A 20,371-nucleotide genomic window follows, 5' to 3' on the forward strand; every position below is an offset into this window, starting at 1 on the left:
AAGAAGAGTGGCAAAGGACTTGAGAAGGAGCCTCAAATCCCTTCGCCGGCGTTATCCGGATCAGGTTCGACGGGTATTTTCTCAGCGCACGCGGCAGCGTGGCACCCCGTTGAGAACGGCGTTAGTGTAGTGATTTTGTTATCAACCAGCAATCATGGATCCGGTGGTGCAAACCACGCGGATTTAAAATCGAACCAGCCGAGGGTGTTCATACGCAGACCGCGCATACTGCGTTGCCCCTGAATGATCAGCCAGTGGTGGATAAGTGGCACCATTGCTTTACTGGCGACCAGTTGCTGGCACCAGTTCGCCAGATTCATTTCGCCATTGCGCCAGCGGGCGGCGTCGGCTTGCCAGTCGATCGGAATACAGTGTTGGAGCAGCGGCACCTCGCACAAGTGCGCGAACAGCGAAAAATCCAGCGGCAGCGTAAAGTTGGCGCTGTTAAGCCAGATATCGCTCTCGATCTCTCCTTCGTGCCACTGATCGTAGCTGATCTCTTTAATTTCAAGTGTGACCTGATGACTTGCCAGAATCTGCTGCATGATCCTGGCAATCACCCGATGCTCAATATGATCCTGATAAAAGGTCAGGGTGAGGCTTTCCAGCCCGGCAGGTTTTTCGCACTGCGCCGGGTGGGCATGATGCCAGCGCGGCAACAGCCCGTAGGCTGGAAACCAGAGTTGCTGGTATTGTTCCTCGGCGAAATAGACCAGATTAGTTGGAGAAAGCACATAACTTACCCAGTCCCTGACTTGCTGATTCGCCCCACGATGGGTGCGGCTGTCGAACAGTAAATAGTAGCAACCTTCCTCCAGCCGACTTTCAATCTCTTTTTCCTCGCCCTGCGGCCCTTTTAGCATCAGACCGCCGGCTGGCTCGTCGGCAATTTCTGGCAGAACCCAGACATTTACTTCGTCGATTAATGCGCGATAACCGAAGAAGTCATCGAATGCCTGAATTTTCAGTTGATTGGTGCTGTTGCGGATCACCGCATACGGACCGGTGCCGATGGGATGGCTGGCAAAGTTACTGAGGGTTTCCCATTCTCGTGGCAGGATCATCGCCGGAACTTGCCCCAGCAGTAACGGTAACCAGCGGTCCGGTTGCGTGAGATGGATATCCAGCGTCCAGGGCGTCGGCGACACAATGTCCGCAATATGCGAATAGAGCGGCAGCGTATTGATTCGTTTTAAAGAGGCGATCACGTCGTCCATTTCCAGTTCACGACCATGATGAAAATGGACTCCTGGACGCAAAAAGAAGCGCCAGTGAAGCGGTGATATTTGCTGCCAGTGGTGGGCGATGTCTGCTTCCAGTTCCCCATTTTCCTCATTTATGCGCGTTAGCGAACTGAAGATTTGCCGGGCGATATGGGTTTCGGAACGGCGCAATGCACTGCCGGGCAGCAGATTGCGCAACGGACGATAGTAGAGAACGCGCAGGATGTGCCGCCCCTGGCGGAAGGTACGCCCCAGATGAGAAACCAGCATTTGCCGCACAGCCGCTTTGTCGCCAACCAGTTGCACCAACTGATCGATACGATCCTGCTCCAGCAGGTCCTCTGCTCGCTGTTGCTGAAGCGCCAGCCCGGTATAGAGGAATGTTAAACGTGAGCGTTTACCGCGCCCGACCTCCGCTTCCCACGTCAGCCAGCCGCGATCCTGCATGGTATTGAGCAGGGTGCGCATATGACGACGGGAGCAGCTCAATAACTCCGCTAGTTCGTTGAGCGTTGTGTCCTGCGATTTACCCTCGCAGCATTGCCACAGGCGGATGAACTGTTGTTGCAGACGAGCGGATGGCATAAAAGGGGAACTCCTGCGCAAAAGTCAGCAATTTTATTTTCCCTATATTAAGTCAATAATTCCTAACGATGAAGCAAGGAGGTGCCCCATGCGTCAGTTTTATCAGCACTATTTTACCGCGACAGCGACGTTGTGCTGGTTGCGTTGGTTAAGCGTCCCACAACGATTAACCATGCTTGAAGAGCTGATGCAGTGGGAGGGGAGTCATTCTGACTACTGATTTGCGGACATCATGTGTGACTGAGTATTGGTGTTAATCGCCACGCCAGCAGTGATTATCTGCTGGCTTTTTTCTTTTTGGCGATTGAGTGCCGGACGGTTTACAAACTAACGCATAAATGCCGGTTGCTTCTCTTCATAAGACGCAATAGCGTCGTCGTGCTGCAGGGTCAGGCCGATGCTGTCCAGACCATTCATCATGCAGTGGCGGCGGAAGGCATCAATGGCAAAGCGATAAGTTTTCTCACCCGCTTTCACCTCTTGCGCTTCCAGGTCTACATCAAAATGAATCCCCGGATTGGCTTTCACCAGCGCAAACAGTTCGTCCACTTCTGCATCGCTTAATTTCACCGGCAGCAGCTGGTTGTTAAAGCTGTTGCCGTAGAAGATGTCAGCAAAACTCGGTGCAATCACCACTTTAAAACCGTAATCGGTCAATGCCCACGGCGCATGCTCACGCGAGGAACCGCAGCCGAAGTTTTCTCGTGCCAGCAAAATGGAAGCGCCCTGATATTGCGGGAAGTTCAGCACGAAGTCCGGGTTTGGCTGTTGGCCTTTTTCATCCAGAAAACGCCAGTCGTTAAACAGATGCGCGCCAAAACCTGTACGGGTCACTTTCTGCAAAAACTGTTTCGGGATGATTGCATCGGTATCGACATTGGCGGCATCCAGCGGAACCACCAGGCCTGTGTGTTTGATAAATTTCTCTGCCATGGTGTGCTCCTTATTTAATGTTGCGAATATCGGCGAAATGACCAGTAACAGCAGCAGCGGCAGCCATTGCCGGGCTGACCAGATGCGTGCGTCCACCGCGCCCCTGGCGGCCTTCAAAGTTACGGTTGCTGGTGGAGGCACAACGTTCGCCCGGATTCAGGCGGTCGTTGTTCATCGCCAGACACATTGAGCAGCCTGGCAAGCGCCATTCAAAACCGGCTTCGATAAAGATTTTGTCCAGACCTTCCGCTTCCGCCTGGGCTTTTACCGGACCAGAGCCGGGAACCACCAGTGCCTGCACGCCCGGCGCGACTTTCCGGCCTTTGGCGATTTCTGCCGCTGCGCGTAAATCTTCAATGCGCGAGTTGGTGCAGGAACCGATAAACACTTTGTCGATAGCCACTTCGGTCAGCGGAATACCCGGTTTCAGCCCCATATAGGCCAGCGCTTTTTCTGCCGACGCGCGTTCAACCGGATCGGCAAACGAAGCCGGATCGGGAATGTTGTCGTTCACGGAGATCACCTGACCGGGGTTAGTTCCCCATGTTACCTGCGGGGCGATCTCTTCTGCTTGCAGAGTGACAACGGTATCGAAAGTTGCGCCTTCGTCGGTTTTCAGAGTTTTCCAGTAGGCAACGGCGTCGTCGAAATCTTTACCTTTCGGCGCATGCAGACGGCCTTTAATATAGTTAAAGGTGGTTTCGTCCGGCGCAACCAGACCGGCTTTTGCGCCCATTTCGATTGCCATGTTGCACAGGGTCATACGACCTTCCATGCTTAAATCACGGATTGCTTCGCCGCAAAACTCCACCACATGCCCGGTACCGCCAGCGCTGCCGGTTTTACCGATAATCGCCAGCACAATATCTTTCGCGGTAATGCCCGGCGCAGCTTTGCCCTGGACTTCAATTTTCATGGTTTTCGCGCGCCCCTGTTTCAGGGTCTGCGTTGCCAGTACGTGTTCGACCTCGGATGTACCGATACCAAAGGCCAGTGCACCAAACGCCCCGTGGGTGGCGGTATGTGAGTCGCCGCAGACAATGGTCATTCCGGGTAAGGTGACGCCCTGTTCCGGCCCCATTACGTGGACAATCCCCTGATACGGGTGATTCAGGTCATACAGTTCGACGCCAAACTCTTTGCAGTTTTTGATCAGTTCCTGCATCTGGATGCGCGCCATCTCACCGCAGGCATTAATGTCTTTAGTCTGAGTCGAGACGTTGTGATCCATGGTGGCGAAGGTTTTCCCCGGCTGACGTACCGGGCGACCGTGGGCGCGCAGACCATCGAACGCCTGCGGTGAGGTCACTTCATGTACCAGATGACGGTCGATATATAACAGCGGGGTTTCGTTTTCGGCTTCGTACACTACGTGAGCGTCGAATAATTTTTCGTATAACGTCTTAGCCATGATTACACCCCTTCTGCCACATAGCGGGCAATGATATCGCCCATTTCATCGGTACTAACGGCGGCAGCGCCACGGGCTAAATCCCCGGTGCGAATGCCTTCTTCTAACGCGCGGTTAATGGCGCGTTCAATGGCGGAAGCCGCATCATCGGCATCCAGGCTGTAACGCAGCAGCAGCGCCAGCGACAGAATTTGTGCAATCGGGTTGGCGATGTTTTTGCCTGCGATATCGGGTGCCGAGCCGCCCGCCGGTTCATACAGACCAAAACCTTGCTCGTTCAGGCTGGCGGAAGGCAACATGCCCATCGAGCCTGTGATCATCGCGCATTCATCAGACAGAATGTCGCCAAACAGGTTGGAGCACAGCAGTACGTCAAACTGCGACGGATCTTTAATCAGCTGCATGGTAGCGTTGTCGATGTACATATGCGCCAGTTCGACATCCGGATACTCCGTGGCGATCTCGTTAACAATTTCCCGCCATAAAATAGAGGATTGCAGCACATTGGCTTTGTCGATTGAGGTGACTTTGCGACGACGCTTGCGGGCAGATTCAAACGCGATACGGGCAATGCGCTCGATCTCAAAACGGTGATACACCTCGGTATCAAACGCTTTTTCATATTGTCCGCTACCTTCGCGGCCTTTTGGTTGACCGAAATAGATGCCACCGGTCAGTTCGCGCACGCACAGGATGTCGAAGCCGTTAGCGGCAATGTCAGCACGCAGCGGACAGAATGCTTCCAGCCCCTGATACAGTTTTGCCGGACGCAGGTTGCTGAATAATTTGAAGTGCTTACGCAAAGGCAACAGCGCGCCGCGTTCTGGTTGCTGGTCTGGCGGCAAATGTTCCCATTTCGGGCCGCCCACCGAGCCAAACAGCACGGCATCGGCTTGCTCACAACCTTCAACCGTCGCAGGCGGCAGCGGCTGCCCGTGGTTATCAATGGCTGCGCCGCCTACATCGTAATGGCTGGTGGTGATACGCATCGCAAAGCGGTTACGCACGGCATCCAGCACTTTCAGTGCCTGGGTCATCACTTCCGGCCCGATCCCATCTCCGGGTAAAACGGCAATATGGTAATTCTTCGACATCACACGGTTTCCTTGTTGTTTTCGTTGTGTTGAGCTTTGCGTTGCAACTCTTTTTCGACTTCTGCGGCGCGCCAGATATTGTTCAGTACGTGCACCATGGCTTTGGCGGAGGACTCGACAATATCGGTGGCCAGGCCGACGCCGTGGAAGCGGCGACCGTTGTAGTTAGCGACGATATCCACCTGACCCAGCGCATCTTTACCGTGGCCTTTGGCGGTCAGGCTGTATTTCACCAGTTCGACGTTATAGTCAGTGATGCGGTTAATCGCCTGATAGACGGCATCGACCGGACCATTACCGTTGGCAGCTTCCGCTTTAACTTCCTCGCCACAGGCCAGTTTGACGGCGGCAGTGGCAATATCGTTAGAACCAGACTGCACGCTGAAGTAATCCAGACGGAAATGCTCCGGCTCTTCTTGCTGCTTACCGATGAAGGCCAGCGCCTCCAGATCGTAATCAAACACCTGACCTTTTTTGTCCGCCAGCTTCAGGAAGGCATCGTACAAATTGTCTAAATTATATTCACTTTCTTTATACCCCATCTCATCCATGCGGTGTTTTACTGCCGCACGACCGGAACGAGAGGTCAGATTCAGCTGGATTTGGTTCAGACCAATAGATTCTGGTGTCATGATTTCGTAGTTTTCGCGGTTTTTCAGCACGCCATCCTGGTGGATACCGGAGGAGTGTGCGAATGCGCCGCTGCCAACAATGGCTTTGTTTGCCGGGATCGGCATATTACAAATCTGGCTAACTAACTGGCTGGTGCGCCATATTTCCTGGTGATTAATGGCGGTATGAACGTTAAGAATATCCTTACGTACTTTGATCGCCATGATCACTTCTTCCAGCGAACAGTTACCGGCTCGCTCGCCGATCCCATTCATTGCACCTTCCACCTGGCGCGCTCCGGCATGTACCGCCGCCAGTGAGTTGCCAACTGCCAGGCCTAAATCGTCGTGGGTATGTACGGAGATAATGGCTTTGTCGATGTTAGGCACGCGTTCATACAGGCCGCTGATGATTCCGGCGAACTCAAATGGCATGGTGTAGCCCACGGTGTCCGGAATGTTGATGGTGGTGGCACCGGCATTAATCGCCGCTTCAACCACGCGCGCCAGATCGGCAATGGGTGTGCGTCCGGCATCTTCGCAAGAAAATTCAACATCATCGGTGTAATTACGGGCGCGTTTCACCATATAGATAGCGCGTTCGATCACTTCATCCAGCGTGCTGCGCAGCTTGGTGGCGATGTGCATTGGCGAAGTGGCAATAAAGGTATGGATACGGAAGGCTTCGGCAACTTTCAGAGATTCAGCTGCCACGTCGATATCCTTTTCCACGCAGCGAGCTAACGCACATACGCGGCTGTTTTTGACCTGGCGGGCGATGGTCTGCACCGATTCGAAATCGCCCGGCGAAGAGACGGGGAAACCGACTTCCATCACGTCAACACCCATACGCTCAAGGGCCAGCGCAATTTGCAGTTTTTCTTTCACACTCAAGCTTGCCTGTAACGCCTGTTCACCGTCGCGCAATGTGGTATCGAAAATAATGACTTGCTGGCTCATGGTTTGGGTCCTTGTCTCTTTTTGAGCGCCTCGCTTCGGGCATAAAAAAACCCGCGCAATGGCGCGGGTTTTTTGTTTGACTGCGTGCTGGCTTAATGCTGAATGCCGCTCACTCGTCTACCGCGCAAAGAAGATGCGTTTAGTAGTAGTAGACCGATAAAGCGAACGATGTGAGTCATTAAATCAGCTCCAGATGAATACGATATGCTTTTAGAGTTACTGGATACAAAAACGGATGTCAACCCTGACGCAACAAAAACGTTCCGCCAGAGTGAGTTCTGCATTCGTCAAATTAGCTAATTGTGCTGCGGTGGTTAAAACAAGCGATATTAATTTCTGCTTAACCACCGACGCTTTTCATCGGTTGACATATTTCAGAATAAATTTTTGCATCTAATCAACGAGGAAAAGGGGGATAAAATGCACGCGTTACAAAACCTATCTTGATGATTTGTATTGAATTATATGTTTTGCTAATTTTTTGATATTCATTTGGTGAATATTATTGTTCGATTAATGTTAAGAATTAATGCATTAAACATATAAATTAATTATTAAAAAAGCACATTTAATCCATTTTGTGGATGATTGAGTATTCGCGGTAGTTATGATTAGATTGTTTTCGCAACAAAAACATTATGGATTATTATGCTGCGGTAAATGACTCTTTACTCGGCAATGGGTTCTGTTTTTATAAGAACCCGTATCTTTATGTTTTCCTAATTTTTCTCATTTTCCTTTTTCTTATTTTATATGCATGATAAATCATATTCTCGAGGATTATTTCTCTGCATTCCAATAAGGGAAAGGGAGTTAAGTGTGACAGTGGAGTTAAGTATGCCAGAGGTACAAACAGAGCAACCAGAGACGGCGGAGTTAAGCAAGCCACAACTACGCATGGTCGATCTCAACTTATTAACCGTTTTCGATGCCGTGATGCAGGAGCAAAACATCACCCGTGCCGCTCATGTTCTGGGGATGTCGCAACCTGCGGTCAGTAACGCGGTTGCACGCCTGAAGGTGATGTTTAATGACGAGCTTTTTGTTCGTTATGGCCGTGGCATTCAACCGACTGCTCGCGCATTTCAACTTTTTGGTTCAGTTCGTCAGGCATTGCAATTAGTACAAAATGAATTGCCAGGTTCAGGTTTTGAACCCGCGAGCAGTGAACGTGTATTTCATCTTTGTGTTTGCAGTCCGTTAGACAGCATTCTGACCTCGCAGATTTATAATCACATTGAGCAAACTGCGCCAAATATACATGTTATGTTCAAGTCTTCATTAAATCAGAACACTGAACATCAACTGCGTTATCAGGAAACGGAGTTTGTGATTAGTTATGAAGACTTCCATCGTCCTGAATTTACCAGTGTGCCATTATTTAAAGATGAAATGGTGCTGGTAGCCAGCAAAAATCATCCAACAATTAAAGGCCCGTTACTGAAACATGATGTTTATAACGAACAACATGCGGCAGTTTCGCTCGATCGTTTCGCGTCATTTAGTCAACCGTGGTATGACACGGTAGATAAACAAGCCAGTATCGCGTATCAGGGCATGGCAATGATGAGTGTACTGAGCGTGGTGTCGCAAACGCATCTGGTCGCTATTGCGCCGCGTTGGCTGGCTGAAGAGTTCGCTGAATCTTTAGAGTTACAGGTATTACCGCTGCCATTAAAACAAAATAGCAGAACCTGTTATCTCTCCTGGCATGAAGCTGCCGGGCGCGACAAAGGCCATCAGTGGATGGAAGAGCAATTAGTCTCAATTTGCAAACGCTAACTGAATGCAGAATAGGTCAGATATTGATTACTGATTTATTCTGTATTTTTTATTGAATATAGAATTTTATTCTGAATGTGTGAGTTCACTATTTTAGGATTAATTAAAAAAATAGAGAAATTGCTGTAAGTTGTGGGATTTAGCCGATTTATTATCAATTTAATCCTCCGTAATGGAGGATTTTATCGTTTCTTTTCACCTTTCCTCCTGTTTATTCTTATTACCTCGTATTTATGTCTCTGGCTACCAATTGCTTAAGCAAGATCGGGCGGTTAATGTGTTTTACACATTTTTCCGTTAAACAGTGAGGCAGGCCATGGAGATGTTGTCTGGAGCCGAGATGGTCGTCCGATCGCTTATCGATCAGGGCGTTAAACAAGTATTCGGTTATCCCGGAGGCGCGGTCCTTGATATTTACGATGCATTGCATACCGTGGGTGGTATCGATCATGTATTAGTTCGTCATGAGCAGGCGGCGGTGCATATGGCCGATGGTCTGGCGCGCGCGACCGGGGAAGTCGGCGTCGTGCTGGTAACATCGGGGCCAGGGGCGACCAATGCGATTACTGGCATTGCCACCGCTTATATGGATTCCATTCCATTAGTTGTCCTTTCCGGGCAGGTAGCGACCTCGTTGATAGGTTATGATGCCTTTCAGGAGTGCGACATGGTGGGAATTTCCCGCCCAGTGGTGAAGCACAGTTTTCTGGTTAAGCAAACGGAAGACATTCCGCAGGTGCTGAAAAAGGCTTTTTGGCTGGCGGCAAGTGGTCGCCCTGGACCAGTGGTCGTTGATTTACCGAAAGATATTCTTAATCCTGCGAACAAATTACCCTACGTCTGGCCGGAGTCGGTCAGTATGCGATCTTACAATCCCACGACCTCCGGACATAAAGGGCAAATTAAGCGCGCTCTGCAAACGCTGGTGGCGGCAAAAAAACCGGTTGTGTATGTAGGCGGTGGGGCAATCACGGCGGGCTGCCATCAGCAGTTGAAAGACACGGTGGAGGCGTTGAATCTGCCCGTTGTTTCCTCATTAATGGGGCTGGGGGCGTTTCCGGCAACGCATCGTCAGGCACTGGGCATGCTGGGAATGCACGGCACCTACGAAGCCAATATGACGATGCATAACGCGGATGTGATTTTTGCCGTCGGGGTACGTTTTGATGACCGAACGACGAACAATCTTGCGAAGTACTGCCCAAATGCCACGGTTCTGCATATCGATATTGATCCTACTTCCATTTCTAAAACTGTGACTGCTGATATCCCGATTGTTGGAGATGCCCGCCAGGTCCTCGAACAAATGCTTGAACTCCTGTCGCAAGAATCCGCCCATCAACCGCTGGATGAGATCCGCGATTGGTGGCAGCAGATTGAACTGTGGCGTGCTCGTCAGTGCCTGAAATACGATATTCACAGTGAAAAGATTAAACCGCAGGCGGTTATCGAGACTCTTTGGCGGCTGACGAAGGGGGACGCTTACGTGACGTCTGATGTCGGGCAGCACCAGATGTTCGCCGCACTTTATTATCCTTTCGACAAACCGCGTCGCTGGATTAACTCTGGTGGCCTCGGCACGATGGGGTTTGGTTTACCTGCGGCACTGGGTGTCAAAATGGCGCTGCCAGAAGAAACCGTGGTTTGCGTCACTGGTGACGGCAGTATTCAGATGAACATTCAGGAACTGTCAACCGCCTTGCAATACGAGTTGCCGGTATTGGTGGTGAATCTCAATAATCGCTATCTGGGGATGGTGAAGCAGTGGCAGGACATGATCTATTCCGGCCGTCATTCACAATCTTATATGCAATCGCTACCCGATTTCGTCCGTCTGGCGGAAGCCTATGGGCATGTTGGGATCCAGATTTCTCATCCGCAAGAGCTGGAAAGCAAACTTAGCGAGGCGCTGGAACAGGTGCGCAATAATCGTCTGGTCTTTGTTGATGTTACCGTCGATGGCAGTGAGCACGTCTACCCGATGCAGATTCGCGGGGGCGGAATGGATGAAATGTGGTTAAGCAAAACGGAGAGAACCTGATTATGCGCCGGATATTATCAGTCTTACTCGAAAATGAATCAGGCGCGTTATCCCGCGTGATTGGCCTTTTTTCCCAACGTGGGTACAACATTGAAAGCCTGACCGTTGCGCCCACCGACGATCCGACATTATCGCGTATGACCATCCAGACCGTGGGCGATGAAAAAGTGCTTGAGCAGATCGAAAAGCAATTACACAAACTGGTCGATGTCTTGCGCGTGAGCGAGCTGGGGCAGGGGGCGCACGTCGAGCGGGAAATTATGCTGGTGAAAATTCAGGCCAGCGGCTACGGACGTGACGAAGTGAAGCGCAATACGGAAATATTTCGTGGGCAAATCATCGATGTCACGCCATCGCTTTACACCGTCCAACTGGCAGGCACCAGCGATAAGCTTGATGCATTTTTAGCATCGATTCGCGATGTGGCGAAAATTGTGGAAGTTGCTCGCTCTGGTGTAGTTGGACTTTCGCGCGGCGATAAAATAATGCGTTGAGAATGATCTCAATGCGCAATTTGCAGCCCAACATGTCACGTTGGGCTTTTTTTGCGAATTCAGTGGGAACCTGGAATAAAAGCAGTTGCCGCAGTTAATTTTCTGCGCTTAGATGTTAATGAATTTAACCCATACCAGTACAATGGCTATGGTTTTTACATTTTACGCAAGGGGCAATTGTGAAACTGGATGAAATCGCTCGGCTAGCGGGAGTGTCGCGGACCACTGCAAGCTATGTTATTAACGGCAAAGCGAAGCAATACCGTGTGAGCGACAAAACCGTTGAAAAAGTCATGGCTGTGGTGCGTGAGCACAATTACCACCCGAACGCCGTGGCAGCTGGGCTTCGTGCTGGACGCACACGTTCTATTGGTCTTGTGATCCCCGATCTGGAGAACACCAGCTATACCCGCATCGCTAATTATCTTGAACGTCAGGCGCGGCAACGGGGTTATCAACTGCTGATTGCTTGCTCAGAAGATCAGCCAGACAACGAAATGCGTTGTATTGAGCATCTTCTACAGCGTCAGGTTGATGCCATTATTGTTTCGACGTCGTTGCCACCAGAGCATCCTTTTTATCAACGCTGGGCTAACGACCCGTTCCCGATTGTCGCGCTGGACCGCGCCCTCGATCGTGAACACTTCACCAGCGTGGTTGGTGCCGATCAGGATGATGCCGAAATGCTGGCGGAAGAGTTACGTAAGTTTCCCGCCGAGACGGTGCTTTATCTTGGCGCGCTGCCGGAGCTTTCTGTGAGCTTCTTGCGTGAGCAAGGTTTCCGTACTGCCTGGAAAGATGATCCGCGCGAAGTGCATTTCCTTTATGCCAACAGTTATGAGCGGGAGGCGGCTGCCCAGTTATTCGAAAAATGGCTGGAAACGCATCCGATGCCGCAGGCGCTGTTCACAACGTCGTTTGCGTTGTTGCAAGGGGTGATGGATGTCACGCTGCGTCGCGATGGCAAACTGCCTTCTGACCTGGCAATTGCCACCTTTGGCGATAACGAACTGCTCGACTTCTTACAGTGCCCGGTGCTGGCAGTGGCTCAACGTCACCGCGATGTCGCAGAGCGTGTGCTGGAAATTGTCCTGGCAAGCCTGGACGAACCGCGTAAGCCAAAACCTGGGTTAACGCGCATTAAACGTAATCTCTATCGCCGCGGCGTGCTCAGCCGTAACTAAGCCGCGAACAAAAATACGCGCCAGTGAATTTCTCATTGGCGCGTCGAGTACGGGAATGGACATCAATATCCTTAAAGTAAATAAGACTATTCCTGGCTATTATTGATAAATGCTTTTAAACCCGCCCATTAATTAACTCACCTGCTGAAATTCACAATAATTAAGCAATATTGACAGAGCGTTTTTGCATTATTTTGTTACATGCAGAGATGAATTGCCGATTTAACAAACACTTTTCTTTGCTTTTGCGCAAACCTGCTGGCATCAAGCGCCACACAGACGCAACAGGGACTGTTAACTGGGGAAGATATGTCCTAAAATGCCGCTCGCGTCGCAAACTGACACTTTATATTTGCTGTGGAAAATAGTTAGTCATTTTAAAACGGTGATGACCATGAGGGATTTTTTCTTACAGCTATTCATAACGTTAATTTGCTTCGCACGTTGGACGTAAAATAAACAACGCTGATATTAGCCGTAAACATCGGGTTTTTTACCTCGGTATGCCTTGTGACTGGCTTGACAAGCTTTTCCTCCGCTCCGTAAACTCCTTTCAGTGGGAAATTGTGGGGCAAAGTGGGAATAAGGGGTGAGGCTGGCATGTTCCGGGGAGCAACGTTAGTCAATCTCGACAGCAAAGGGCGCTTATCAGTGCCTACCCGTTATCGGGAACAGCTGCTTGAGAACGCTGCCGGTCAAATGGTTTGCACCATTGACATTCATCACCCGTGCCTGCTGCTTTACCCCCTGCCTGAATGGGAAATTATCGAGCAAAAATTATCGCGTCTGTCGAGCATGAACCCGGTTGAGCGCCGTGTGCTGCGCCTTCTGTTAGGTCATGCCAGCGAATGTCAGATGGATGGCGCCGGTCGATTATTAATCGCGCCAGTACTGCGGCAACATGCCGGGCTGACAAAAGAAGTGATGCTGGTTGGACAGTTCAACAAGTTTGAGCTGTGGGATGAAACAACCTGGCATCAACAGGTCAAGGAAGATATCGACGCAGAGCAGTTGGCTACCGGAGACTTATCGGAGCGACTGCAGGACTTGTCTCTATAAAATGATGGAAAACTATAAACATACTACGGTGCTGCTGGATGAAGCCGTTAATGGCCTCAATATCCGTCCTGATGGCATCTACATTGATGGGACTTTTGGTCGCGGTGGTCACTCACGTCTGATCCTCTCGCAGCTTGGCGAAGAGGGGCGTTTGCTGGCGATCGATCGCGACCCGCAGGCTATCGCCGTTGCGAAGACTATTGATGATCCGCGCTTCTCCATCATCCACGGACCTTTCTCCGCGCTGGGCGAATATGTTGCCGAGCGCGATCTTATCGGCAAGATCGACGGCATTCTCCTCGATCTTGGCGTCTCTTCACCGCAACTTGATGATGCTGAACGCGGCTTTTCCTTTATGCGCGATGGTCCGCTGGACATGCGTATGGACCCAACCCGTGGGCAGTCAGCCGCTGAATGGCTACAAACCGCAGAAGAAGCCGATATCGCCTGGGTATTGAAAACCTATGGTGAAGAGCGTTTTGCCAAACGCATTGCCCGCGCCATTGTCGAGCGAAACCGCGAACAGCCGATGACCCGCACCAAAGAACTGGCGGAAGTCGTGGCTGCCGCAACGCCGGTGAAAGATAAGTTTAAACATCCCGCGACCCGTACCTTCCAGGCGGTGCGCATTTGGGTAAACAGTGAACTGGAGGAGATAGAGCAGGCGCTAAAAAGCTCGCTCAACGTGCTGGCCCCGGGGGGGAGGCTCTCGATCATCAGCTTCCACTCGCTGGAAGACCGCATTGTGAAACGCTTTATGCGTGAAAACAGCCGTGGTCCGCAAGTTCCGGCAGGGTTACCGATGACTGAAGAGCAGCTCAAAAAACTGGGTGGCCGTCAGCTGCGAGCACTAGGCAAGTTAATGCCGGGCGAAGAAGAGGTGGCTGAGAACCCTCGTGCCCGTAGTTCAGTTCTGCGTATTGCAGAGAGGACGAACGCATGATCAGCAGAGTGACAGAAGCTCTAAGCAAAGTTAAAGGATCGATGGGAAGCCACGAGCGCCATGCATTGCCTGGTGTTATCGGTGACGATCTATTGCGATTTGGGAAGCTGCCACTCTGCCTGTTCATTTGCATTATTTTGACGGCGGTGACCGTGGTAACCACGGCGCACCACACCCGTTTGCTGACCGCTCAGCGCGAACAACTGGTGCTGGAGCGAGATGCTTTAGACATTGAATGGCGCAACCTGATCCTTGAAGAGAATGCGCTCGGCGACCATAGCCGGGTGGAAAGGATCGCCACGGAAAAGCTGCAAATGCAGCATGTTGATCCGTCACAAGAAAATATCGTAGTGCAAAAATAAGGATAAACGCGACGCATGAAAGCAGCGGCGAAAACGCAGAAACCAAAACGTCAGGAAGAACATGCCAACTTTATCAGTTGGCGTTTTGCGTTGTTATGCGGCTGTATTCTCCTGGCGCTGGCTTTTCTGCTCGGACGCGTAGCGTGGTTACAAGTTATCTCCCCGGATATGCTGGTAAAAGAGGGCGACATGCGTTCTCTTCGCGTTCAGCAAGTTTCCACCTCCCGCGGCATGATTACTGACCGTTCTGGTCGCCCGTTAGCGGTGAGCGTGCCGGTAAAAGCGATTTGGGCTGACCCGAAAGAAGTGCATGACGCTGGCGGTATCAGCGTCGGTGATCGCTGGAAGGCGCTGGCTAACGCACTCAATATTCCGCTGGATCAGCTTTCAGCCCGCATTAACGCCAACCCGAAAGGGCGCTTTATTTATCTGGCGCGTCAGGTAAACCCTGACATGGCAGAGTACATCAAAAAACTGAAACTGCCGGGGATTCATCTGCGTGAAGAATCTCGCCGTTATTATCCATCCGGCGAAGTGACCGCTCACCTCATCGGCTTTACTAACGTCGATAGTCAGGGGATTGAGGGCGTCGAGAAGAGTTTCGATAAATGGCTTACCGGGCAGCCGGGTGAGCGCATTGTGCGTAAAGACCGCTATGGTCGCGTAATTGAAGATATCTCTTCCACCGACAGTCAGGCGGCGCACAACCTGGCGCTGAGTATTGATGAACGCCTGCAGGCGCTGGTTTATCGCGAACTGAACAACGCGGTGGCCTTTAACAAAGCTGAATCTGGTAGCGCCGTGCTGGTGGATGTCAACACCGGTGAAGTGCTGGCGATGGCTAACAGCCCGTCATACAACCCAAACAATCTGAGTGGCACGCCGAAAGAGGCGATGCGTAACCGTACCATTACCGACGTGTTTGAACCGGGTTCAACGGTTAAACCGATGGTGGTGATGACCGCGTTGCAACGTGGCGTGGTGCGAGAAAACTCGGTACTGAATACCGTTCCTTATCGAATTAACGGCCACGAAATCAAAGACGTGGCACGCTACAGCGAATTAACCCTGACCGGGGTATTACAGAAGTCGAGTAACGTCGGTGTTTCCAAGCTGGCGTTAGCGATGCCGTCCTCAGCGTTAGTAGATACTTACTCACGTTTTGGACTGGGAAAAGCGACCAATTTGGGGTTGGTCGGAGAACGCAGTGGCTTATATCCTCAAAAACAACGGTGGTCTGACATAGAGAGGGCCACCTTCTCTTTCGGCTATGGGCTAATGGTAACACCGTTACAGTTAGCGCGAGTCTACGCAACTATCGGCAGCTATGGCATTTATCGCCCGCTGTCGATTACCAAAGTTGATCCCCCGGTTCCCGGTGAACGTGTCTTCCCGGAGTCCATTGTTCGCACCGTGGTGCATATGATGGAAAGCGTGGCGCTACCGGGCGGTGGCGGCGTGAAGGCGGCGATTAAAGGCTATCGTATCGCCATTAAAACCGGTACCGCGAAAAAGGTCGGGCCGGACGGTCGCTACATCAATAAATATATTGCTTATACCGCAGGCGTTGCGCCTGCGAGTCAGCCGCGCTTCGCGCTGGTTGTTGTTATCAACGATCCGCAGGCGGGTAAATACTACGGCGGCGCCGTTTCCGCGCCGGTCTTTGGTGCCATCATGGGCGGCGTATTGCGTACCATGAACATCGAGCCGGATGCGCTGACAACGGGCGATAAAAATGAATTTGTGATTAATCAAGGCGAGGGGACAGGTGGCAGATCGTAATTTGCGCGACCTTCTTGCTCCGTGGGTGCCAGACGCACCTTCGCGAGCACTGCGAGAGATGACACTCGACAGCCGTGTGGCTGCGGCGGGCGATCTCTTTGTAGCTGTAGTAGGTCATCAGGCGGACGGGCGTCGATATATCCCGCAGGCGATAGCGCAAGGTGTGGCTGCCATTATTGCAGAGGCGAAAGATGAGGCGACCGACGGTGAAATCCGTGAAATGCACGGCGTACCAGTCATCTATCTCAGCCAGCTCAACGAGCGTTTATCTGCACTGGCGGGCCGCTTTTACCATGAACCCTCTGACAATTTCCGTCTCGTGGGCGTAACGGGCACCAACGGCAAGACTACGACTACTCAGCTTCTGGCGCAGTGGAGCCAACTGCTTGGCGAAACCAGCGCGGTAATGGGGACTGTTGGTAACGGCCTGCTGGGAAAAGTGATCCCGACAGAAAATACCACCGGTTCGGCAGTCGATGTTCAGCATGAGCTGGCGGGACTGGTGGATCAGGGCGCGACTTTTTGCGCAATGGAAGTTTCCTCCCACGGACTGGTACAGCACCGTGTGGCGGCATTGAAATTTGCGGCGTCGGTCTTTACCAACTTAAGCCGCGATCACCTTGATTATCATGGTGATATGGAACACTACGAAGCCGCGAAATGGCTGCTTTATTCTGAACATCATTGCGGTCAGGCGATTATTAACGCCGACGATGAAGTGGGCCGCCGCTGGCTGGCAAAACTGCCGGACGCGGTTGCGGTATCAATGGAAGGTCATATCAATCCGAACTGTCACGGACGCTGGTTGAAAGCGACTGAAGTGAACTATCACGACAGCGGTGCGACTATTCGTTTTAGCTCAAGCTGGGGCGATGGCGAAATTGAAAGCCATCTGATGGGCGCTTTTAACGTCAGCAACTTGCTGCTGGCGCTGGCGACACTGCTGGCGCTGGGCTATCCACTGGCTGATCTGCTGAAAACTGCCGCACGCCTGCAGCCGGTTTGTGGACGTATGGAAGTGTTCACTGCGCCAGGCAAACCGACGGTAGTGGTGGATTACGCGCATACGCCGGATGCACTGGAAAAAGCCTTGCAGGCTGCACGTCTTCACTGTGCAGGCAAGCTGTGGTGCGTCTTTGGCTGTGGTGGCGATCGCGATAAAGGTAAGCGTCCACTGATGGGCGCGATTGCGGAAGAATTTGCTGACGTGGCGGTGGTAACGGACGATAACCCGCGTACCGAAGAACCGCGCGCTATCATCAACGATATTCTGGCGGGAATGTTAGATGCCGGACATGCCAAAGTGATGGAAGGCCGTGCTGAAGCGGTGACTTGCGCCGTTATGCAGGCTAAAGAGAATGATGTGGTACTGGTCGCGGGCAAAGGTCATGAGGATTACCAGATTGTTGGCAATCAGCGTCTGGACTACTCCGATCGCGTCACGGTGGCGCGTCTGCTGGGGGTGATTGCATGATTAGCGTAACCCTTAGCCAACTTACCGATATTCTCAACGGTGAACTGCAAGGTGCAGATATTACCCTTGATGCTGTAACCACTGACACGCGAAAACTGACGCCGGGCTGCCTGTTTGTTGCCCTGAAAGGCGAACGTTTCGATGCCCATGATTTTGCTGACCAGGCGAAAGCTGGCGGTGCGGGTGCACTACTGGTTAGCCGTCCGCTGGATATCGATCTGCCGCAGTTAATCGTCAAGGATACGCGTCTGGCGTTTGGTGAACTGGCTGCATGGGTTCGCCAGCAAGTTCCGGCGCGCGTGGTTGCTCTGACCGGTTCCTCCGGCAAAACCTCCGTTAAAGAGATGACGGCGGCGATTTTAAGCCAGTGTGGCAACACGCTTTATACGGCAGGCAATCTCAACAACGACATCGGTGTACCGATGACGCTGTTGCGCTTAACGCCAGAGTACGATTACGCAGTAATTGAACTTGGCGCGAACCATCAGGGCGAAATTGCCTGGACTGTGAGTCTGACTCGCCCGGAAGCGGCGCTGGTCAACAACCTGGCAGCGGCGCATCTGGAAGGTTTTGGCTCGCTTGCGGGTGTCGCGAAAGCGAAAGGCGAAATCTTTACCGGTCTGCCGGAAAACGGTATCGCCATTATGAATGCCGACAACAACGACTGGCTGAACTGGCAGAGTGTGATTGGCTCACGCAAAGTGTGGCGCTTCTCACCGAATGCTAACAACAGCGATTTCACCGCCACCAATATCCACGTGACCTCGCACGGTACGGAATTTACGCTGCAAACCCCAACGGGTAGCGTCGATGTTCTGCTGCCGTTGCCGGGGCGTCACAATATTGCGAATGCTCTGGCAGCCGCTGCGCTCTCCATGTCCGTGGGCGCAACGCTTGATGCTATTAAAGCGGGGCTGGCAAATCTGAAAGCTGTTCCTGGCCGTCTGTTCCCCATTCAACTGGCGGAAAATCAGTTGCTGCTCGACGACTCCTACAACGCTAACGTCGGCTCCATGACCGCCGCTGTTCAGGTACTGGCTGAAATGCCGGGCTACCGTGTGCTGGTGGTGGGCGATATGGCGGAACTGGGCGCTGAAAGCGAGGCCTGCCATGTACAGGTGGGCGAAGCGGCGAAGGCAGCGGGTATTGACCGCGTGTTAAGTGTGGGTAAACAAAGCCATGCTATCAGTACCGCCAGCGGCGTTGGTGAACATTTTGCCGATAAAACTGCGCTTATCACACGTCTTAAATCACTGATTGCTGAGCAACAGGTAATTACAATTTTAGTTAAGGGTTCACGTAGTGCTGCCATGGAAGAGGTAGTACGCGCTTTACAGGAGAATGGGACATGTTAGTTTGGCTGGCCGAACATTTGGTCAAATATTATTCCGGCTTTAACGTCTTTTCCTATCTGACGTTTCGCGCCATCGTCAGCCTGCTGACTGCGCTGTTCATCTCATTGTGGATGGGCCCGCGCATGATTGCTCATTTACAAAAACTCTCCTTTGGTCAGGTGGTGCGTAACGACGGTCCTGAATCACACTTCAGCAAGCGCGGTACGCCGACCATGGGCGGGATTATGATCCTGACAGCGATTGTGATCTCCGTGCTGCTGTGGGCATACCCGTCCAACCCGTATGTCTGGTGCGTGTTGGTCGTGCTGGTCGGTTACGGTGTTATTGGCTTCGTTGATGACTATCGCAAAGTGGTGCGTAAAGACACCAAGGGGTTGATTGCTCGCTGGAAGTATTTCTGGATGTCGGTTATTGCGCTGGGTGTTGCTTTTGCTTTGTACCTTGCCGGGAAAGACACGCCTGCAACGCAGCTGGTGGTCCCGTTCTTTAAAGATGTGATGCCGCAGTTGGGGCTGTTCTACATTCTGCTGGCTTACTTCGTCATTGTGGGCACCGGCAACGCGGTAAACCTGACCGATGGTCTTGATGGCCTGGCGATTATGCCGACTGTATTCGTCGCCGGTGGTTTTGCGCTGGTGGCATGGGCAACCGGCAACATGAATTTTGCCAGCTATTTACACATACCGTATCTGCGACACGCCGGGGAACTGGTCATTGTCTGTACCGCGATAGTCGGGGCAGGGCTGGGCTTCTTGTGGTTTAACACCTATCCGGCGCAGGTCTTTATGGGCGATGTAGGTTCGCTGGCGTTAGGTGGCGCGCTGGGCATTATCGCCGTACTGCTGCGTCAGGAATTCCTGCTGGTGATTATGGGCGGCGTGTTTGTCGTTGAAACCCTGTCGGTTATTTTGCAGGTCGGCTCCTTTAAACTGCGCGGACAACGTATTTTCCGCATGGCACCGATTCATCACCACTATGAACTGAAAGGCTGGCCGGAACCGCGCGTCATTGTACGTTTCTGGATTATTTCGCTGATGCTGGTCCTGATTGGTCTGGCAACGCTGAAGGTACGTTAATC

The 20,371-nt window shown here is 52.0% G+C and carries 20 protein-coding genes and 1 riboswitch; of the genes, 13 read left to right on the forward strand and 7 right to left on the reverse strand.

Features of this window, described 5'->3' with window-relative positions; genetic code table 11:
* Positions 1-19 precede the first annotated feature (19 nt).
* Positions 20-119, reverse strand: a riboswitch (TPP riboswitch).
* Between the two features lie 33 nt (positions 120-152).
* Positions 153-1,808 carry a DNA-binding transcriptional regulator SgrR gene (gene sgrR / locus QUE34_RS00365; RefSeq protein WP_024212241.1) on the reverse strand — a complete coding sequence of 552 codons (1,656 nt, stop codon included), beginning with the start codon at positions 1,806-1,808 and terminating at the stop codon, positions 153-155.
* 88 nt (positions 1,809-1,896) lie between these two features.
* Between sgrR and sgrT the strand changes: the two genes are divergently transcribed.
* Entirely contained in the window at positions 1,897-2,028 is a 132-nt protein-coding gene (gene sgrT, locus QUE34_RS00370) for a glucose uptake inhibitor SgrT (RefSeq protein WP_001248772.1), read from the forward strand.
* 107 nt (positions 2,029-2,135) lie between these two features.
* Here the strand turns inward: sgrT and leuD are convergent, their stop codons facing one another.
* The 5 genes from leuD to leuL form a co-directional block, all read right to left on the reverse strand.
* On the reverse strand, positions 2,136-2,741 hold the full coding sequence (leuD, locus tag QUE34_RS00375) for a 3-isopropylmalate dehydratase small subunit (protein WP_000818223.1): 606 nt from the start codon (positions 2,739-2,741) through the stop codon (positions 2,136-2,138).
* 10 nt (positions 2,742-2,751) lie between these two features.
* The gene (gene leuC / locus QUE34_RS00380) at positions 2,752-4,152 is read right to left on the reverse strand and encodes a 3-isopropylmalate dehydratase large subunit (protein ID WP_032302378.1); all 1,401 of its coding nucleotides are present in this window, start codon (positions 4,150-4,152) and stop codon (positions 2,752-2,754) included.
* A 2-nt stretch (positions 4,153-4,154) separates the two neighbouring features.
* Positions 4,155-5,246, reverse strand: coding sequence for a 3-isopropylmalate dehydrogenase (gene leuB, locus QUE34_RS00385; RefSeq protein WP_000042368.1), 1,092 nt, complete (start codon positions 5,244-5,246; stop codon positions 4,155-4,157).
* Positions 5,246-6,817, reverse strand: a complete 1,572-nt coding sequence (leuA, locus tag QUE34_RS00390; RefSeq protein ID WP_000082846.1) for a 2-isopropylmalate synthase — start codon at positions 6,815-6,817, stop codon at positions 5,246-5,248. The genes leuB and leuA overlap by 1 nt, the downstream gene beginning before the upstream one ends.
* 92 nt (positions 6,818-6,909) lie before the next feature.
* Positions 6,910-6,996, reverse strand: a complete 87-nt coding sequence (leuL, locus tag QUE34_RS00395) for a leu operon leader peptide (protein WP_001300467.1) — start codon at positions 6,994-6,996, stop codon at positions 6,910-6,912.
* 658 nt (positions 6,997-7,654) lie between these two features.
* Between leuL and leuO the strand changes: the two genes are divergently transcribed.
* Complete coding sequence (gene leuO, locus QUE34_RS00400; protein ID WP_001353461.1) at positions 7,655-8,599, forward strand: transcriptional regulator LeuO; 945 nt, start codon at positions 7,655-7,657, stop codon at positions 8,597-8,599.
* Positions 8,600-8,753: 154 nt separating this feature from the next.
* Here the strand turns inward: leuO and QUE34_RS00405 are convergent, their stop codons facing one another.
* Positions 8,754-8,798 carry a hypothetical protein gene (locus QUE34_RS00405; protein ID WP_175565144.1) on the reverse strand — a complete coding sequence of 15 codons (45 nt, stop codon included), beginning with the start codon at positions 8,796-8,798 and terminating at the stop codon, positions 8,754-8,756.
* Positions 8,799-8,915: 117 nt separating this feature from the next.
* Between QUE34_RS00405 and ilvI the strand changes: the two genes are divergently transcribed.
* The 11 genes from ilvI to mraY all read left to right on the forward strand — a co-directional run bounded on the left by ilvI (position 8,916) and on the right by mraY (position 20,369).
* Positions 8,916-10,640: an acetolactate synthase 3 large subunit gene (gene ilvI / locus QUE34_RS00410; protein WP_032302380.1), complete on the forward strand. Its 1,725-nt coding sequence runs from the start codon at positions 8,916-8,918 to the stop codon at positions 10,638-10,640.
* 2 nt (positions 10,641-10,642) lie between these two features.
* On the forward strand, positions 10,643-11,134 hold the full coding sequence (gene ilvN / locus QUE34_RS00415) for an acetolactate synthase small subunit (protein WP_001252744.1): 492 nt from the start codon (positions 10,643-10,645) through the stop codon (positions 11,132-11,134).
* A gap of 11 nt (positions 11,135-11,145) precedes the next feature.
* On the forward strand, positions 11,146-11,232 hold the full coding sequence (locus QUE34_RS00420) for a hypothetical protein (RefSeq protein WP_032160836.1): 87 nt from the start codon (positions 11,146-11,148) through the stop codon (positions 11,230-11,232).
* An 81-nt stretch (positions 11,233-11,313) separates the two neighbouring features.
* Complete coding sequence (gene cra, locus QUE34_RS00425) at positions 11,314-12,318, forward strand: catabolite repressor/activator (protein WP_000762400.1); 1,005 nt, start codon at positions 11,314-11,316, stop codon at positions 12,316-12,318.
* A gap of 600 nt (positions 12,319-12,918) precedes the next feature.
* On the forward strand, positions 12,919-13,377 hold the full coding sequence (gene mraZ / locus QUE34_RS00430) for a division/cell wall cluster transcriptional repressor MraZ (RefSeq protein WP_097748638.1): 459 nt from the start codon (positions 12,919-12,921) through the stop codon (positions 13,375-13,377).
* Between the two features lies 1 nt (position 13,378).
* Positions 13,379-14,320: a 16S rRNA (cytosine(1402)-N(4))-methyltransferase RsmH gene (rsmH, locus tag QUE34_RS00435; RefSeq protein ID WP_000970479.1), complete on the forward strand. Its 942-nt coding sequence runs from the start codon at positions 13,379-13,381 to the stop codon at positions 14,318-14,320.
* On the forward strand, positions 14,317-14,682 hold the full coding sequence (gene ftsL / locus QUE34_RS00440; RefSeq protein ID WP_000625658.1) for a cell division protein FtsL: 366 nt from the start codon (positions 14,317-14,319) through the stop codon (positions 14,680-14,682). The genes rsmH and ftsL overlap by 4 nt, the downstream gene beginning before the upstream one ends.
* A 15-nt stretch (positions 14,683-14,697) precedes the next feature.
* Positions 14,698-16,464, forward strand: coding sequence for a peptidoglycan glycosyltransferase FtsI (gene ftsI / locus QUE34_RS00445; protein ID WP_000642212.1), 1,767 nt, complete (start codon positions 14,698-14,700; stop codon positions 16,462-16,464).
* Positions 16,451-17,938, forward strand: a complete 1,488-nt coding sequence (gene murE / locus QUE34_RS00450) for a UDP-N-acetylmuramoyl-L-alanyl-D-glutamate--2,6-diaminopimelate ligase (protein WP_032302381.1) — start codon at positions 16,451-16,453, stop codon at positions 17,936-17,938. The genes ftsI and murE overlap by 14 nt, the downstream gene beginning before the upstream one ends.
* On the forward strand, positions 17,935-19,293 hold the full coding sequence (murF, locus tag QUE34_RS00455) for a UDP-N-acetylmuramoyl-tripeptide--D-alanyl-D-alanine ligase (RefSeq protein WP_103253554.1): 1,359 nt from the start codon (positions 17,935-17,937) through the stop codon (positions 19,291-19,293). The genes murE and murF overlap by 4 nt, the downstream gene beginning before the upstream one ends.
* On the forward strand, positions 19,287-20,369 hold the full coding sequence (gene mraY, locus QUE34_RS00460; RefSeq protein ID WP_000964131.1) for a phospho-N-acetylmuramoyl-pentapeptide-transferase: 1,083 nt from the start codon (positions 19,287-19,289) through the stop codon (positions 20,367-20,369). The genes murF and mraY overlap by 7 nt, the downstream gene beginning before the upstream one ends.
* Positions 20,370-20,371 lie beyond the last annotated feature (2 nt).

Source organism: Escherichia sp. KS167_9B (assembly GCF_030295215.1).
Taxonomy (GTDB): domain Bacteria; phylum Pseudomonadota; class Gammaproteobacteria; order Enterobacterales; family Enterobacteriaceae; genus Escherichia; species Escherichia coli_F.

Bases quoted from the DNA above. Each gene is read 5' to 3' on its own strand.
- sgrR (WP_024212241.1), bottom strand. From the start codon at position 1,808: ATGCCATCCGCTCGTCTGCAACAACAGTTCATCCGCCTGTGGCAATGC.
- sgrT (WP_001248772.1), top strand. From the start codon at position 1,897: ATGCGTCAGTTTTATCAGCACTATTTTACCGCGACAGCGACGTTGTGC.
- leuD (WP_000818223.1), bottom strand. From the start codon at position 2,741: ATGGCAGAGAAATTTATCAAACACACAGGCCTGGTGGTTCCGCTGGAT.
- leuC (WP_032302378.1), bottom strand. From the start codon at position 4,152: ATGGCTAAGACGTTATACGAAAAATTATTCGACGCTCACGTAGTGTAC.
- leuB (WP_000042368.1), bottom strand. From the start codon at position 5,246: ATGTCGAAGAATTACCATATTGCCGTTTTACCCGGAGATGGGATCGGG.
- leuA (WP_000082846.1), bottom strand. From the start codon at position 6,817: ATGAGCCAGCAAGTCATTATTTTCGATACCACATTGCGCGACGGTGAA.
- leuL (WP_001300467.1), bottom strand. From the start codon at position 6,996: ATGACTCACATCGTTCGCTTTATCGGTCTACTACTACTAAACGCATCT.
- leuO (WP_001353461.1), top strand. From the start codon at position 7,655: ATGCCAGAGGTACAAACAGAGCAACCAGAGACGGCGGAGTTAAGCAAG.
- ilvI (WP_032302380.1), top strand. From the start codon at position 8,916: ATGGAGATGTTGTCTGGAGCCGAGATGGTCGTCCGATCGCTTATCGAT.
- ilvN (WP_001252744.1), top strand. From the start codon at position 10,643: ATGCGCCGGATATTATCAGTCTTACTCGAAAATGAATCAGGCGCGTTA.
- QUE34_RS00420 (WP_032160836.1), top strand. From the start codon at position 11,146: ATGCGCAATTTGCAGCCCAACATGTCACGTTGGGCTTTTTTTGCGAAT.
- mraZ (WP_097748638.1), top strand. From the start codon at position 12,919: ATGTTCCGGGGAGCAACGTTAGTCAATCTCGACAGCAAAGGGCGCTTA.
- rsmH (WP_000970479.1), top strand. From the start codon at position 13,379: ATGATGGAAAACTATAAACATACTACGGTGCTGCTGGATGAAGCCGTT.
- ftsL (WP_000625658.1), top strand. From the start codon at position 14,317: ATGATCAGCAGAGTGACAGAAGCTCTAAGCAAAGTTAAAGGATCGATG.
- ftsI (WP_000642212.1), top strand. From the start codon at position 14,698: ATGAAAGCAGCGGCGAAAACGCAGAAACCAAAACGTCAGGAAGAACAT.
- murF (WP_103253554.1), top strand. From the start codon at position 17,935: ATGATTAGCGTAACCCTTAGCCAACTTACCGATATTCTCAACGGTGAA.
- mraY (WP_000964131.1), top strand. From the start codon at position 19,287: ATGTTAGTTTGGCTGGCCGAACATTTGGTCAAATATTATTCCGGCTTT.